The following is a 13,576-nucleotide window of genomic DNA, read 5'->3' as shown; positions in this document are numbered from 1 at the left end:
GGAACTCTCGGGCGTGCTAGACAGCCCAATGCGCAGGGCTGTGCTTGCGCACGGCAATCGAACGTTTCAGGAGAGCGATACATGCGGGTAGAAGGATTCTTCGAATGGTTGGGACAGGCGCTTGGCTCGGTCATACGCTTCATCGTCGAGGCGCTGGGCGATTTCTTCGGCCTGTTCGCCCGAGCCGGGCACAACTTCCTCGAGGGGCTGTCGCGCACGCTCGGCATGGACCGGTCGCTGATCAGCCTGGTGGCACTGGCGATCGGCCTGTTGCTGCTGGTCGCCGCGGTACGCTCGTTCTTTCGCGGCTCGATCATCGGTGGGCTGATCTGGCTGTTTCTCGGCCTGTGGCTGCTGAGTTGGCTGATCCACTGAGCCGCTGCCGAAATCGCTAAGCGCTACCGCCCGGTTTGCGAGCAGGCCGGCTTTTCCTCTTTTTTCGATGCCACGTATAGTGCCGGGCCGTCCCGGAAGGCCCGAAATGTCCAGCATGCTTGCCGCCTGGCGTCATGCGCCCACCCATAGCAAGGTGTGGGCGCTGGCAGCGCCGATGATCCTGTCCAACCTGTCCGTTCCGCTGGTCGCGCTGGTGGACAGCAGCGTGATCGGCCATCTGCCGCACGCTCACCAGCTGGGCGCGGTGGCGGTTGGCGGCAGCCTGTACACGTTATTGGTGTGGGTGATGGGCTTCCTGCGCATGGGTACGACCGGCTTCGCTGCACAGGCAGCCGGCCGCCAGGATGGCGGCGCGCTGCGCCAGATCCTGTTGCAGGGGCTATTGCTGGCCCTCGGCTTCGCCCTGCTGCTGGGCGTGATCGGCGTGCCGCTCAAAGGCGCCGCGCTGCAGGTGATGCAGCCGTCCGCCGAACTGGACGAGCTTACCCGCGACTATTTCCATACGCGCCTGTTCGGCCTGCCCGCGGCGCTGGCCAGCTATGCGCTGATTGGCTGGTTTCTCGGCACGCAGAACGCGCGTGCTCCGCTGGCCATTCTGCTGACGACCAACCTCATCAATGTCGCACTGGACCTGTGGTTCGTGCTCGGCCTCGACTGGGGCGTGGCCGGCGCCGCGCGCGCTTCGGTGATCGCCGAATGGAGCGGCGCGCTGCTCGGTCTTGCGCTCACCCGCAACGCGCTGGCCCGTTATCCCGGCAGGCTCGATCTTGCAGCCCTGCGCCTTTGGCTAAGCTGGCGCCCGCTGATGGCGGTCAACCGCGACATCTTCCTGCGCTCCCTGGCGTTGCAGCTGGTGTTTTTCCTGGTGACGGTACAGGGAACCCGCCTGGGCGACGCCACTGTCGCCGCCAACGCCTTGCTGCTCAACGGCCTGCTGCTGACCGCGCATGCCCTCGATGGGTTGGCCCATGCCGTGGAAGCCTTGAGTGGACATGCCATCGGTGCTCGCGACCGCAACGCGCTGCAACGGGTGATGGTGGTTGCCGGGGGTTGGTCATTGCTGGCCAGCATCGCCTTCGGCCTGTTCTTTCTGTTCGGCGGCCAGCTGTTCATCCAGTTGCAGACCGACATCCCCGAGGTGCGCCAGACCGCGCTGACCTACCTGCCCTATCTGGCGGCATTGCCGCTGATCGCGGTCTGGAGCTATCTGCTTGACGGGCTGTTCATCGGCGCCACCCGCGCGCGGGAGATGCGCAACAGCATGCTGCTGGCGGTGGCGCTGACGTTGCCGCTGGGCTGGCTACTGCAGGGGCTTGGCAATCACGGCTTGTGGCTGGCGTTTCTCGCCTTCATGCTGATGCGCGGCGTCTGCCTGGGCGTGCTCGCTCAGCGCCTGCAGCGCAGCGGAGCCTGGTTTACCATGGGCGCGCCGAGCACCACGCACTCCGAGGGACACTGAACATGGCGTATGCCATCGCCGCCTACCTGCACTTCCTGGCGATATTCCTGCTCTTTGCCCTGCTGCTGCTGGAGCATCAGCTGTTCCGCCAGCCGCTGACGCTGGAGCGCGCGCGCAGCCTGTTCCGCATCGACATCGCCTTTGGCATCACCGCGGCGGCGGTACTGGCCAGCGGAGCTGCCCGCGCAATCCTCTATGGCAAAGGCCTGGATTATTACCTGAAGAACAGCCTGTTCCATGCCAAGGTCGGCCTGTTCGTGGTCGTCGCCGTCCTGTCTATCTACCCGACGCTGACCTTTCTGCGCTGGCGCCCCGCACTCGCGGCAGGCCAGGCACCGATCATCTCGGACCGCAGCGCCAGGTGGGTCAAGCTGACCATCCGCCTGGAGCTGCTCCTGCTCGCGCTGATTCCCCTGCTGGCGGCGCTGATGGCACGGGGCTTTGGTGTGATGCCCGGCTGACGCCGGGCTCGCCACTCAAGGCGTCAGATAGGAAGACCGCGTTAGGCCCAGTCGCAACGCATCGATGTACTGGGTCCGTTCCTTGGCACTCAGCTTGGCGCCCGCGACCTTGTCGCGGTAGTAGGTCATCAGCTCCTCGGGCGACAGGTGCACGTAGCGCAGCATGTCCTCGATGGTGTCGTGGGTCTCGATGCCGGCGTGGTAGTAGCTGCCGTCCTCGCGCTGATAGACGTTCACCGAGTCGGTATCGCCGAACAGGTTGTGCATGTCACCGAGAATCTCCTGATAGGCACCCACCAGGAACACGCCGAGGAAGTACTCCTCGCCAGGCGCGACCTCGTGCACCGGCATGCTGCTCTCGATGCTCTGCTCGTCGACGTAGTGCTTGATCTTGCCGTCCGAGTCGCAGGTCAGGTCCTGCAGCACGGCGCGCCGCACCGGCTCTTCGGTCAGCCGCTGCAGCGGCACGATCGGCAGGATCTGGTCGATCGCCCAGGTATCGGGCAGGCTCTGGAACACCGAGAAATTGCAGATGTACTTGTCCGCCAGCTTGTCGTTGAGCTCGTCGAGCACTGCGCGGTGCGAGCGCTGACGGGCCTTGAGCTGGTTGTACAGGCGGCGACAGATGGCGAAATAGCTCTGCTCGGCCAGCGCCTTCTGTGCCAGCGTCAGCTTGCCGGACGCGTACTGCGCGCTGGACTCGCTCATGTAGTGGGTAGCGCGCCAGTAGGTCTCGGTGACCATCTCCGGGTCGGTCGGCCCGAGCAGATCGGCCAGCGACTGCACGATTTCCGGCAGTTCATCATAGTTGTCGATCACCGGCAGCTCGTCGTTGTGCCGCTCGACATCGGTGACCTGCATGACCAGCACCGCATGATGCGCCGTCATCGCCCGGCCGCTCTCGGAGAAGATGTTCGGGTGCGGCAGGCCCTGCGCCTCGCAGAATTCCTTGAGCATGCCGACCACGGTGCCGGCGTACTCGTCGATGTCGTAGTTGATCGAGCTGGCGTTGCGCGAATGGGTGCCGTCGTAGTCGACCCCCAGGCCGCCGCCGACATCGATGTAATCCACCGGCAGGTTCAACGCCCGTAGCTCGGCGTAGTAACGGATAGCCTCACGGAAGCCCTGACGGTAATCCGCCAGGTTGGCGATTTGTGAGCCCATGTGAAAGTGCAGCAAGCGGATGCCCTGATCCATTTCCGCCGCACGGAAGCGTTCGATCACCGAGAGCAGCTGCGCTGCGGACAAGCCGAACTTGGAACGCTCGCCACCGGTATCGGCCCATTTGGACGATGCCAGCGACGACAGGCGCACACGCAGACCGACCTGCGGGGTCAGCTTGAGCTCGTTGGCCTCCTCGATCACCAGTCCGACCTCGGACTCCTTCTCGATGACGATGAACACCTTGTGGCCGAGCTTCTGACCCATCAGCGCCAGGCGGATGAACTCGCGATCCTTGTAGCCATTGCAGACAATGGTGCCGCCCTTCGGTGCCAGCGCCAGCACGGCCATCAGCTCCGGCTTGGAGCCCGCCTCCAGGCCGATGGAAACGTTCTGCGTGGCAATGATGTTCTCCACCACCGCTTCCTGCTGGTTGACCTTGATCGGGTACAACGCGGTGTACTTGCCGGCGTACTCCATGCGCTCGATGTTGGCGTCGAAGGCACCGGTCAGGCGCCGCACGCGGTCCTGCAGGATGCCGGGGAAACGCACCAGCAACGGCAGCGACAGCCCCGCCTCGCGCAATTGCTCGATCAGCCCGTTGAACTCGATCGGCTCACCGCTCGGCCCCTGCGGGCGCACTTCGACATTGCCCTGATCGTTGATCGCGAAATACCCAGCTCCCCAGTGGCGGATACCGTAAATGCTGCGGCTATCGGCAGCGGTCCACTGACTACCGTCGTCTTTACGTGTGCGTCGTACAGGCATCAAGGCCTCCCGGAAGAAATTGAGTGTTTCGCAGCGAGCAGAACCGTGCGGCGAAGGCTATGCGGCTTCGACAGCCGATATGCGGAAAATGGTGAAAATCGATGGAGACGTCACATCGGCGCTCAGCCACCGGACTTCTTGGCCTTGAAGCCACGTTTGTTCAGCTCGTCGATCAGCAGCTGAACGTGGTCGCCCTGAATCTCGATGACGCCGTCCTTCAACGCGCCACCCGTGCCGCAGCGGCGCTTCAGCGCGCTGGCCAGCTCCTTGAGCTCGGTTTCGGCCAAGGGAACGCCACTGATGGTCGTCACCGTCTTGCCGCCCCGGCCCTTGCTCTCGCGGCGCACCCGTGCAATGCCGTCGCCTTCGGGCACAACGCTTTGTTTGCAGATGCAACTGCCCAGCGGTTGACTGCACTCGGGACAATGCCGACCGGCATCGGTGGAATAGACCAGCCCGCTCAGGCCGGCCAGGGAAGTGGTTTTCTTTGCCACACAAACCTCACTCGCCAATCTGGCTCTGCCTGGCAGAGCCGAAGTGCCGGCTAATTTACCAGCAATGCGAGTTGGTGGCAGAACAGAGTCCGGGCGACTGATATCAAACCCGGACTGCTCACGTAACCGGGAGCCAAGCCAAGAGCCGCTCAGCCCTTCTGATCGACACGACCGGTCGGTGCGTAGGGCGACGGATCCACGATCGGCGCCTGCCCAAGCATCAGATCGACCAGCAGCTGGCAGGACGCCGGCGCCAGCACCAGCCCGTTGCGGAAGTGCCCGCAGTTCAGCCACAGCCCGTCGAAACCGCTGACCTGCCCTATATAAGGCACACCGTCCGGCGAACCGGGACGCAGACCGGCCCAGTGCTTGACCACTTGCGCGTCGGCCAGCGCGGGCAGCAATTCGATTGCGGTCGCTCGCAGGCTTTCCAGCGCATCCTCGGTGGGCGTTTTGTCGAAACCGACATCTTCCAGCGTGCTGCCAACCAGGATATGACCGTCACGACGGGGAATCGCGTAGCGCCGCTTGGCCAGCACCATGCTCGGCAGGAAGTCCTCCGCGCATTTGAAGAGAATCATCTGCCCCTTCATCGGCTTGACCGGAATCTGCAGCCCCAGCGTCGCCAACAGCTGTGCACTCCAGGCGCCCGCCGCCACTACAACCTGATCCGCCCTCATCTCGCCCTGCGCCGTCTGCACACCGACAATGCGCGCGCCATCGCGCAGGAAACCTTCCACCGGGCACTGCTCGATCACATTTACATTCGGCAGCTGCCGCAGTGCTTCACGCAAGGCGCGCAGCAGACGGGGATTGCGAATGTTGGCGACCCCCTCCATGTAGACCGCCCGCTCATAACCCTCACCCAGCGAAGGCACTGCCTGGCGCACGGCCTCCATCGACACCGAAGTGAGGGGCCTGCCATAACACTCAGCCCAGCTCAGCGCCTCGGCCTCGTCATGCAGGTCCAGCCAGTAGAGGCCCGTCACATGCACCTCGGGGTCCACCCCCGTTTCGCGCAGCAGCCGTTCACCCAGCTGCGGGTAGAAGTCTTGCGACCAATGCGCCAGCGCAGTCACCGCCGGGCTGTAGCGCCACGGATACAGCGGCGAAACGATCCCGCCGCCGGCCCAGGAGGCTTCGCTGCCGACATCGCCAGACTCCAGCAGCAACACCGACTTTCCCGCCGCAGCCAGTCGATAGGCAGACAGCAGCCCGATGACACCGCCGCCGACAACGATCACTTCTTGATTCACACGTTTCTCCAACCATCTGGTTCACATTTCCGCCAGCCCTCGCTTGGACGAACGGGCAGGCTGCTTTAAAAGAGAACGTTCGCGCATCTCTTCATGACATGCACGAACAGCAGCCAGGACGGCCGAACATCATACGTGCAAAGGAACCGCACTATGTCGAACCGAAATCAAGGCTTCACGCTTATCGAGTTGATTGTCACGCTTGCTGTACTTGCCATATCAATTGCCGTGGCAGCACCAGTGTTCACCGCAACCCTCGACTCGGTTCGAGAACGGACGCTACTCGATCAGCTCCTCGCAGACATCCATTTCGCAAGAAGCGCAGCGATCGCCAGACGGCGACCGGTAAGTATCTGCACGGGAGATGAAGCCTGTAGCGGTGAAGCAAACTGGAGCGGTCCAGTTTTTATATTTGATGATCTCAACGGGAACGGAGCACTTGACGATGGCGATTCCCCACTTCGGGGCTCAATGATCGGCAATAACTATCAATGGAGCTGGAGCAACTTTCGCAAGCAGCCCCACCTAACTTTCAAGCCCGACGGCACGACTCATAGCCTGAATGGTTCCTTCGTTCTCTGCCGCCGAGGTATGGCGCTAAAGAAGATTGTGATCAACATCACAGGCAGAGTGAAACTTGAATCACCCAACGCCACTGACCGCTGCACCTGACATGCCACACAACCGTCGAAACCGACCGATCGTCCCGGGGGAATGGGAAGCGCAGCGGCAAATCTGGATGATTCGATAACCCCAAAATCGAGAAAGACCATGCGGCATTCCCGAGGTTTTACCCTTATCGAGCTAATGGTAACGCTGTCGATTCTAGCGATCCTGCTGGCCATCGCAGCGCCTTCATTCCAGGGCACGATACAAAGCAATCGCACACAAACGATTACCACTGACCTTACCACCGCGCTGCAGTTAGCTCGCTCCGAAGCCGTCAAACGCGGAGTGAAGGTGGATGTCTGCCGACGCAGCGGCGAAGTCTGCGCAAATGCAGCCGACTGGGGCAATGGTTGGCTGGTACAGGTACAAGGCGGTGACGTGCTCCGAGTATGGGAAGCAGTAGGAGGTCAAGACACCGTTACCGGCCCCAACGAGACACTTACCTACCGGCCAAATGGCTTGCTGACCAAAGTAAACGACGCGGCCCACACGACCTTCACCGTGGCATTTGCCAATTGTTCCGGCAAAACGCAGTACACGGTAACCCTCACGGCAACGGGACGAGTCACGAGCACAAAAGGGACGTGCCCATGAAGAAACAACTCAATGCAATCAGGACGCAGCGAGGCGCAACACTTATCGAAGTGCTCGTTGCCATGCTGATCCTGTCAGTAGGACTGCTCGGACTGGCGAGCATGCAAACGACCGCCCTGCAGAGCAACCAGAGCGCCTATTACCGCTCGCAAGCTACGGTACTGGCTTACGACATCATCGACCGCATGCGGGCGAATCGCGCCGACGCACTCAACGGCGTTTATGACATCGCCATGCAGAATCAAGCCTGTAAACCGGACCTGGCAGCAAGCGGAACACTAGCGAAGCGAGACGTTGCCGAATGGCTGAACTCCCTTTCCTGCCTGCTATCTGCCGATGCCCGCGGAAGCGTCGTAAGAGACGGTCGCCTGTTCACCATTTCCATCGAGTGGAATGACAACCGTGGCCGCATCGAAGACGCCAAAGATGACGACCGAGAAACCTTTGTTTACCGGACCCAGCTATGAAAACAGCCCCTCTCAATCGACAGATGGGCCTTTCGCTCATCGAGTTAATGGTTGCCATGCTGATCAGCCTGATCTTGCTGGGCGGCGTATTACAAGTGTTCTTATCCAGCAAGGACATGTATCGCACCAACACGGCCGTTGCCCGAGTGCAGGAAGCAGGACGATTTGCAACGGATTTCATCGCTTTCGATATTCGGCAGGCAGGGTACAAAGGCGAATGCCTAAGCGATCCCGCAACGCACCTTAAGCTCACCAATGCTAGCGTCGATATAAAGAATGCCTACAGTACAAGTCCTGCAATTCAAGGATGGGACAACAGCAAACCTGTGTTCTTCGGTACTGCGGATACCACCCGAGCCAATACGGACTCGTTCATCGTCAAGTATGCCGGCGATGGGCTGGAGTTCGAAGCGAGCGGTACAAACAACACAAATGCCCAAAGTTTAACCGTCAACGACAGCACTACGGCCTATGCGGGCCAAGTCGTCTTATTGGCAAATTCCACCGGTTGCGACCTGTTTCAGAACACCAACAATCAGAACGCGAGCGCTTTTCAAAAAGCGGGCGGCAACGCCGAACCTGGCAACATCAATCAAGACTGGAGCCAGTCGTACAACGGCCGTATGACAGCCCATGTTCTTCGCAGCCATACGTACTTCATACGCGACAACAATGGACGGCTTCCTTCTCTTTGGCGTCGGGTGCTAAGTCCTAAGCCCGTTATGGAGGAGTTGGTCGAGGGCGTGATTGACATGCAGGTCACCTACGGCATCGACAAGGATGGCGATCGCTTAGCCGATGAGTATGTAAAAGCGGGAACCAATAACTTAGTCGCGAGCGGGGTGGGTGACTGGAACAAAGTGGTATCAGCTCGGATATCCATACTCGCGATCAGCCCCGAGACGAATGTTTTGGACGAGCCCCAGAAGTTCATTTTCCCCGCCATCGTCGGCATAAATCGGGACGACGAATATGCGCACTATGGAAGCGACGGCACGGTAACAATCAAGAATAACCGCGTCGCTCAGGTATACACCGCCACTGTTGCCATTCGGAACCGCCTGCCATGAATAAAGGATTCGTTGACCACTCACGACAGCGCGGCGCTGTTCTCTTGGTATCTTTGATCATGTTGCTACTGCTGACCATCATCGGCGCGGCGGCGATGCGCGATACCAACCTGCAGGAGCGCATGGCTGGAAATATGCGCGACCACAGTCTGGCCTTTCAGGCAGCCGAAGCGGCGTTGCGTTTTGCTGAGCAGGAAGTCAAGACGGACTACGCCAATCTTATCAACGACGCGAAGTATCCCATCAACAACCGAATTGGAAACACATTCGTCCCGCCCACGGTAGTGACGTTCACTGGCTTTACCGGTGAGGTTGCCAGCAAGCCCACCTACACCATTACCCGGCTTCCGCACCCTGGACCACTCGATATGCAGAACATGGTCAATCCGACGACCGCCGGAGGCGACTCGCTCGCCGCGGGGGAATCGCTGATTCTGGACTTCGTTCTAGTACGCATCGAAGCGAAAGGCACCGGTGCTAGCCCGGATTCGAAGGTCACCCTTCGTTCCTTGTACTTTGTAGAGGAGTGACATGATGCCGCTCAAGCCCCCCCATGTGCCACAAAACGGATTTAGCACCATGCTGCGCCCGCTGATAGTTGCAAGTCTGACATTAATTTGGACGCTTAGCGCCAGCCAAGCTGTAGCAGACGTATCACAAACGCCGTTGTTGCTTGGCGGCGGCAACGTACCGGGTAATCTTGCGCTGGTACCATCAGTCGAACACCCGACTGTAATCAGCGTGGCCAATCTTGGCACCTACAATAACAACTCTATCTATACAGGTTATTTTGACCCTGGAAAGTGTTATAGCTTTATTGAAGAGGATTTTAACCACGTTTTTTTGGCACCATTTCTAAAGCCAACGGCGGCGGTTACTTTACGCCCATAACAGAGATGAACAGCGCGCGCGACTGTTCCGGCAACAGCAGCGCAAAATGGAGCGGGAACTATCTGAACTGGGCGACCACCCAGACAATCGACCCATTTCGTAAAGCGCTAACAGGCGGCTACCGAGTGGTTGACACAACCTCAATAACCATTCTTGAGAAGGCCACTCGAGGCAACAGCAGCAATTACTTTGGAAACCGCACGATCGATGCAACAAACGCTAATAAAACAACGCCATTTGGCAGTGTTTCGCTTACCAGCTCCGTTACCAGCGGCAGTAATGACTTCCAGAAAAACAAAACAGTACGCTTCACATACAACGGAAGCGACAACAAGACGGTAACCAAGTACTTTACCGTAAGGGTAGAAGTTTGCAAAAAAGGCCTCCTAGAAAGCAACTGTACTAAATATGGCGAAAATCTCTGGAAACCGGAAGGCCTGATTCAGCAATATTCAAAAGATATCCGCTACAGCGTATTCAGTTATCTCAATGAAAACGGCAACACACGTAATGGCGGCGTAATGCGAGCCCCACAGGGGTACGTGGGCCAAACAAAGCGCCAGCCGGGCACACCGAACGCATTACCGAACGAACTCAAAGAGTGGTCGGATGAAACCGGAATTTTCTACGCAAACCCCCAGAACGACAGCATAGGAAATAGCGGAGTCATTAACTATATAAACAAATTTGGCGAGCTCACCAACCGCCACAAGTCAAACGACCCGGTAAGCGAACTCTACTATGCTGCGCTTCGTTATTTCCGCTTCGGCAAGGACGGAAACGTTGCGGCATATTCAAACATTACTGACGAATCACAACGAGATAAATTCCCAGTAATCACCAACTGGACAGACCCAATCCAATACTCTTGCCAAAAGAACGTAATCCTTGGAATTGGCGACGTTAACACCCACGAAGACCGGGATTTACCGGTGACAGGTGATCCACTAAACGTACGCGATTTCACTCAGAAGGTGTTTGATCTAGAAGGAATCGATAAGAGCGCATCGAGCGAATTTACTGGCCGAGGCAACTCAGCATATATCGCCGGCATGGCCTATTACGCCAATACCACCGACTTGCGTGAAGATCGCGCAGGAAAGCAGACGATATCCACCCACTGGGTCGACGTAAGGGAAGGCGAGACACTTTTAGAGAAAGCGAGAAACCAATACTGGCTCGCGGCAAAATATGGCGGATTTCAGGTCCCCAATGATTACAAGTTCGGCGGCACCATTGACCAAGCTTGGTGGTGGACCAATGGTGAGACACTCAGCCCCACAAACGACAAGCGTCCGGACAACTTCTATGTTGCGAGTGACGCAACCCGCATGGTGGAAAGCTTGAAAACAGCTTTTGCCAAAATCGCTAACGACGTGCGCAGCACCACCGCAGCCCTTTCCACGAACTCTACCAAGCTCGAAACCGGCACCGTGGTTTTCCAATCGATGCTCGACAGCGCGGACTGGAGCGGCAATTTGCTAGCCAAGGCAGTAGGCAGCGACGGAAAAGTTAGCGCAACCCCTAGCTGGCGGGCTGCTGAAAAGCTTGACGGACTAACCGATGCTCAGACATCGGATCGCAAGATATTCACCTCGCTACCGCCAACTGCCGACGCAACATCGGACGCACTACGGTCTACTACAGGCCGACCATTTCTCTGGGCGCAGTTGAACTCAGCCCAGCAAGAAGCGCTTCGGAGAACTGCCGGGGAATCATTGACCACTGAGGCCGTCGGCCAGAATCGTCTTGCCTTCATCCGCGGTGATCGCAGCATGGAGCGCACCGACGCGCAACCCAACAATCCTTTCCGGCAGCGGGGTAGTCGTCTCGGCGACATTGCGAACTCGGACCCGCAGTTCATTCACAAGCAGAACTTCGGTTATTCGCAACTGCCAGAAAGCGCAGGTTTCACGGCGGCTGCAAAGAGCGCCTACACCACCTTCCGCGCCTCCCCCAGCTACCAGAGTCGCCCACCTCTGGTCGTGGTAGGCGCGAACGATGGAATGCTGCATGGATTTGACGCTAGTTTGGGCACCAATGGGGGCAAGGAGCTGTTTGCCTACATACCGAACGATCTGATCGATGAACTCCATGAGCTCACCGACCCTACTTATTCGCACCGCTACTATGTCGATGGCACCCCGCGCATTGGCGATGCGTGGGTTGGCAATGCCTGGAAAACCTTGGTCATAGGCTCATCTGGAGCGGGGGGGCGCAGCATCTTTGCTCTGGACATCTCTAATCCTAGTGAGATGTCCGCAAGCAGCGTTCTCTGGGAGTTCACCCACCCAGAAATGGGCTACACCCTTGGACGGCCCAGCCTGGTTCCGCTCTATAACGGCAAGTTTGGCGTGGTGGTTACTAGCGGCTACGCTCGCCCCACCAGCACGACAAGTGGCTATGTATGGATTCTTGACGCCGCTGACGGCAGCGTCTTGAAGCGCTTCGAACTACCAAACAGCGGTGACTTGGGCTCGCCTCTGGTCGTTGACCTCGACAATGACCGCGTCGCCGATCGGATTTACGTTGCCGACACCAACGGCAATGTCTGGCGGCTGGACACGAATAACACGACCATCGGCAATTGGGACGCCCCTGCCAGCTTGAAATCAGGAGGCAGCATCGCCCCTCTGTTCATTGCAAAAGACAGCACAGGTGTTCGCCAGCCAATCACGGCTCCGCTGGATGCGGCCTATACCAAGGATCGTAAGATCATGCTGGTATTTGGAACGGGCAGCTTCTACAAGACAACCGATAACGAAATACCCGAATCCCCTCAGGTCCAGTCGTTCTACGGCATCATCGATGGCGGAACGCCAATCGATGGGCGCAGCAAGCTGCTTGAGCAGGAGATCCTCAAGGAGGTTTCAGGTAGCAAGCTTAATGCCCGCGCTATCAGCCAGAACACGCTTGGAACCGGACACTTGGGTTGGTATCTGGACCTGCAATGGAAGAAGTCGAATAACGGGCCAGGGCCTCAGGGTGAGCGCGTTATTTCGCAAGCCCAGCTAGGCGGCAACCGAGTGACATTCAGCACTTTGATCCCATCTGCCGATCCCTGCGATGCTGGTGGCACAAGCTGGATCATGAGTCTGGACTTGGCTACCGGTAGCCGGTTGGTCTACTCGTATTTCGATTACAACGGGGACGGAAAAATCGATGAATACGATTACATCGCACTTGATGACGGCACAAAGGTTCCGGTAAGCGGAGTAGCAGACCCAAATGAGGGTGCAGTGAAGGGCAACATCAGCCTTAACGACCAGAAGAAGGGGAAACGTTATCTCTGTTATGCCAGCTCTGCGTCCAGTACGGGCTCTGATGGCGTAACCCCGGTTTGCATCGAGGTCATGGGAGACAACAGCGATTCGAACCGCCTGTCGTGGCATGAAGTGAGGAACAATCTTTGAAAACTTTTCGAGCTGACCGGATATTGAATAGAGGTTTCACTCTGATTGAGCTGATGATCGTGGTAGCGATCATCGGCATCATCGCGGCCATTGCCTACCCCAGCTATCAGGAGTATGTCCGTAGCGCTAAGCGCGCCGATGCTGAAACGGCACTAATGGAGCTTGGGCACTTTATGGAGCGCTATTACACAGCCAACGGCAAGTATGTCAAAGCCGACGGCAGCGCACCGGCTCTGCCATTTACCGAAGCCCCCAAAGATGGTTCAACCAAGACTTATACACTTGGATTTGCCGCTGGCAATCCCACTACGTCTAAATATGTTCTGCAGGCGGCGCCGAAAGGAAGCATGGCAAACGACAAGTGTGGAACCTTGACGCTTTCTCACACCGGCGCGAAGGGACAGAAGGCGGGAATGACCCAAGCTGAATGTTGGAAACGCTAAACCAATGGAACGAAAAAGCCCGGCTATACCGGGC

General features: G+C 58.4%; 14 protein-coding genes. 11 read left to right on the top strand and 3 right to left on the bottom strand.

What is annotated here, in order from left to right; translation table 11 throughout:
• Positions 1-81: 81 nt before the first annotated feature.
• The 3 genes from EA798_RS14230 (at position 82) to EA798_RS14220 (ending at position 2,316) form a co-directional block, all read left to right on the top strand.
• The gene (locus EA798_RS14230; RefSeq protein WP_003281534.1) at positions 82-375 is read left to right on the top strand and encodes a hypothetical protein; all 294 of its coding nucleotides are present in this window, start codon (positions 82-84) and stop codon (positions 373-375) included.
• Between the two features lie 106 nt (positions 376-481).
• Complete coding sequence (locus EA798_RS14225) at positions 482-1,855, top strand: MATE family efflux transporter (RefSeq protein WP_122099373.1); 1,374 nt, start codon at positions 482-484, stop codon at positions 1,853-1,855.
• Positions 1,856-1,857: 2 nt separating this feature from the next.
• Positions 1,858-2,316 (top strand): DUF2214 family protein, encoded by a 459-nt coding sequence (locus EA798_RS14220; RefSeq protein WP_122099372.1) that lies wholly within the window; start codon positions 1,858-1,860, stop codon positions 2,314-2,316.
• Positions 2,317-2,331: 15 nt separating this feature from the next.
• Here EA798_RS14220 and speA read toward each other — a convergent pair whose 3' ends face one another.
• The 3 genes from speA to thiO all read right to left on the bottom strand — a co-directional run bounded on the left by speA (position 2,332) and on the right by thiO (position 5,995).
• Positions 2,332-4,245 (bottom strand): arginine decarboxylase, encoded by a 1,914-nt coding sequence (gene speA, locus EA798_RS14215; protein ID WP_122099371.1) that lies wholly within the window; start codon positions 4,243-4,245, stop codon positions 2,332-2,334.
• 122 nt (positions 4,246-4,367) lie between these two features.
• A complete protein-coding gene (locus EA798_RS14210; protein WP_045631839.1) occupies positions 4,368-4,739 on the bottom strand; it encodes a translation initiation factor Sui1 in 372 nt (123 codons plus the stop codon).
• A gap of 149 nt (positions 4,740-4,888) precedes the next feature.
• A complete protein-coding gene (gene thiO / locus EA798_RS14205; protein ID WP_122099370.1) occupies positions 4,889-5,995 on the bottom strand; it encodes a glycine oxidase ThiO in 1,107 nt (368 codons plus the stop codon).
• Positions 5,996-6,148: 153 nt separating this feature from the next.
• On the opposite strand from thiO, the gene EA798_RS14200 reads away from it, so the two are divergent.
• From EA798_RS14200 to EA798_RS14170, 8 genes are all read left to right on the top strand, one after another.
• Positions 6,149-6,667, top strand: coding sequence for a GspH/FimT family pseudopilin (locus EA798_RS14200; RefSeq protein ID WP_234493094.1), 519 nt, complete (start codon positions 6,149-6,151; stop codon positions 6,665-6,667).
• Positions 6,668-6,766: 99 nt separating this feature from the next.
• A complete protein-coding gene (locus EA798_RS14195) occupies positions 6,767-7,258 on the top strand; it encodes a GspH/FimT family pseudopilin (RefSeq protein ID WP_045631836.1) in 492 nt (163 codons plus the stop codon).
• A complete protein-coding gene (pilV, locus tag EA798_RS14190; protein WP_045631835.1) occupies positions 7,255-7,725 on the top strand; it encodes a type IV pilus modification protein PilV in 471 nt (156 codons plus the stop codon). Before EA798_RS14195 ends, pilV begins: the two co-directional genes overlap by 4 nt.
• The gene (locus tag EA798_RS14185) at positions 7,722-8,795 is read left to right on the top strand and encodes a PilW family protein (protein WP_122099369.1); all 1,074 of its coding nucleotides are present in this window, start codon (positions 7,722-7,724) and stop codon (positions 8,793-8,795) included. Before pilV ends, EA798_RS14185 begins: the two co-directional genes overlap by 4 nt.
• The gene (locus EA798_RS14180) at positions 8,792-9,325 is read left to right on the top strand and encodes a pilus assembly PilX family protein (RefSeq protein ID WP_122099368.1); all 534 of its coding nucleotides are present in this window, start codon (positions 8,792-8,794) and stop codon (positions 9,323-9,325) included. Before EA798_RS14185 ends, EA798_RS14180 begins: the two co-directional genes overlap by 4 nt.
• A 1-nt stretch (position 9,326) precedes the next feature.
• Positions 9,327-9,686, top strand: coding sequence for a hypothetical protein (locus tag EA798_RS20535; RefSeq protein ID WP_147456784.1), 360 nt, complete (start codon positions 9,327-9,329; stop codon positions 9,684-9,686).
• A gap of 125 nt (positions 9,687-9,811) precedes the next feature.
• Positions 9,812-13,099 (top strand): pilus assembly protein, encoded by a 3,288-nt coding sequence (locus EA798_RS20770; protein WP_244221278.1) that lies wholly within the window; start codon positions 9,812-9,814, stop codon positions 13,097-13,099.
• Positions 13,096-13,542 (top strand): type IV pilin protein, encoded by a 447-nt coding sequence (locus tag EA798_RS14170; protein ID WP_122099367.1) that lies wholly within the window; start codon positions 13,096-13,098, stop codon positions 13,540-13,542. Before EA798_RS20770 ends, EA798_RS14170 begins: the two co-directional genes overlap by 4 nt.
• Positions 13,543-13,576: the final 34 nt, after the last annotated feature.

It is taken from the genome of Pseudomonas songnenensis, assembly GCF_003696315.1.
Lineage (GTDB): Bacteria > Pseudomonadota > Gammaproteobacteria > Pseudomonadales > Pseudomonadaceae > Stutzerimonas > Stutzerimonas songnenensis.
Note: the sequence above shows the minus strand (reverse complement) of the source record. Positions and strands in the feature narration are given on the sequence as shown.

What these genes read in the sequence shown, in the direction of transcription:
- EA798_RS14230 (WP_003281534.1), top strand. Translation starts at nt 82, where the DNA reads ATGCGGGTAGAAGGATTCTTCGAATGGTTGGGACAGGCGCTTGGCTCG.
- EA798_RS14225 (WP_122099373.1), top strand. Translation starts at nt 482, where the DNA reads ATGTCCAGCATGCTTGCCGCCTGGCGTCATGCGCCCACCCATAGCAAG.
- EA798_RS14220 (WP_122099372.1), top strand. Translation starts at nt 1,858, where the DNA reads ATGGCGTATGCCATCGCCGCCTACCTGCACTTCCTGGCGATATTCCTG.
- speA (WP_122099371.1), bottom strand. Translation starts at nt 4,245, where the DNA reads ATGCCTGTACGACGCACACGTAAAGACGACGGTAGTCAGTGGACCGCT.
- EA798_RS14200 (WP_234493094.1), top strand. Translation starts at nt 6,149, where the DNA reads ATGTCGAACCGAAATCAAGGCTTCACGCTTATCGAGTTGATTGTCACG.
- EA798_RS14195 (WP_045631836.1), top strand. Translation starts at nt 6,767, where the DNA reads ATGCGGCATTCCCGAGGTTTTACCCTTATCGAGCTAATGGTAACGCTG.
- pilV (WP_045631835.1), top strand. Translation starts at nt 7,255, where the DNA reads ATGAAGAAACAACTCAATGCAATCAGGACGCAGCGAGGCGCAACACTT.
- EA798_RS14185 (WP_122099369.1), top strand. Translation starts at nt 7,722, where the DNA reads ATGAAAACAGCCCCTCTCAATCGACAGATGGGCCTTTCGCTCATCGAG.
- EA798_RS14180 (WP_122099368.1), top strand. Translation starts at nt 8,792, where the DNA reads ATGAATAAAGGATTCGTTGACCACTCACGACAGCGCGGCGCTGTTCTC.
- EA798_RS20535 (WP_147456784.1), top strand. Translation starts at nt 9,327, where the DNA reads ATGATGCCGCTCAAGCCCCCCCATGTGCCACAAAACGGATTTAGCACC.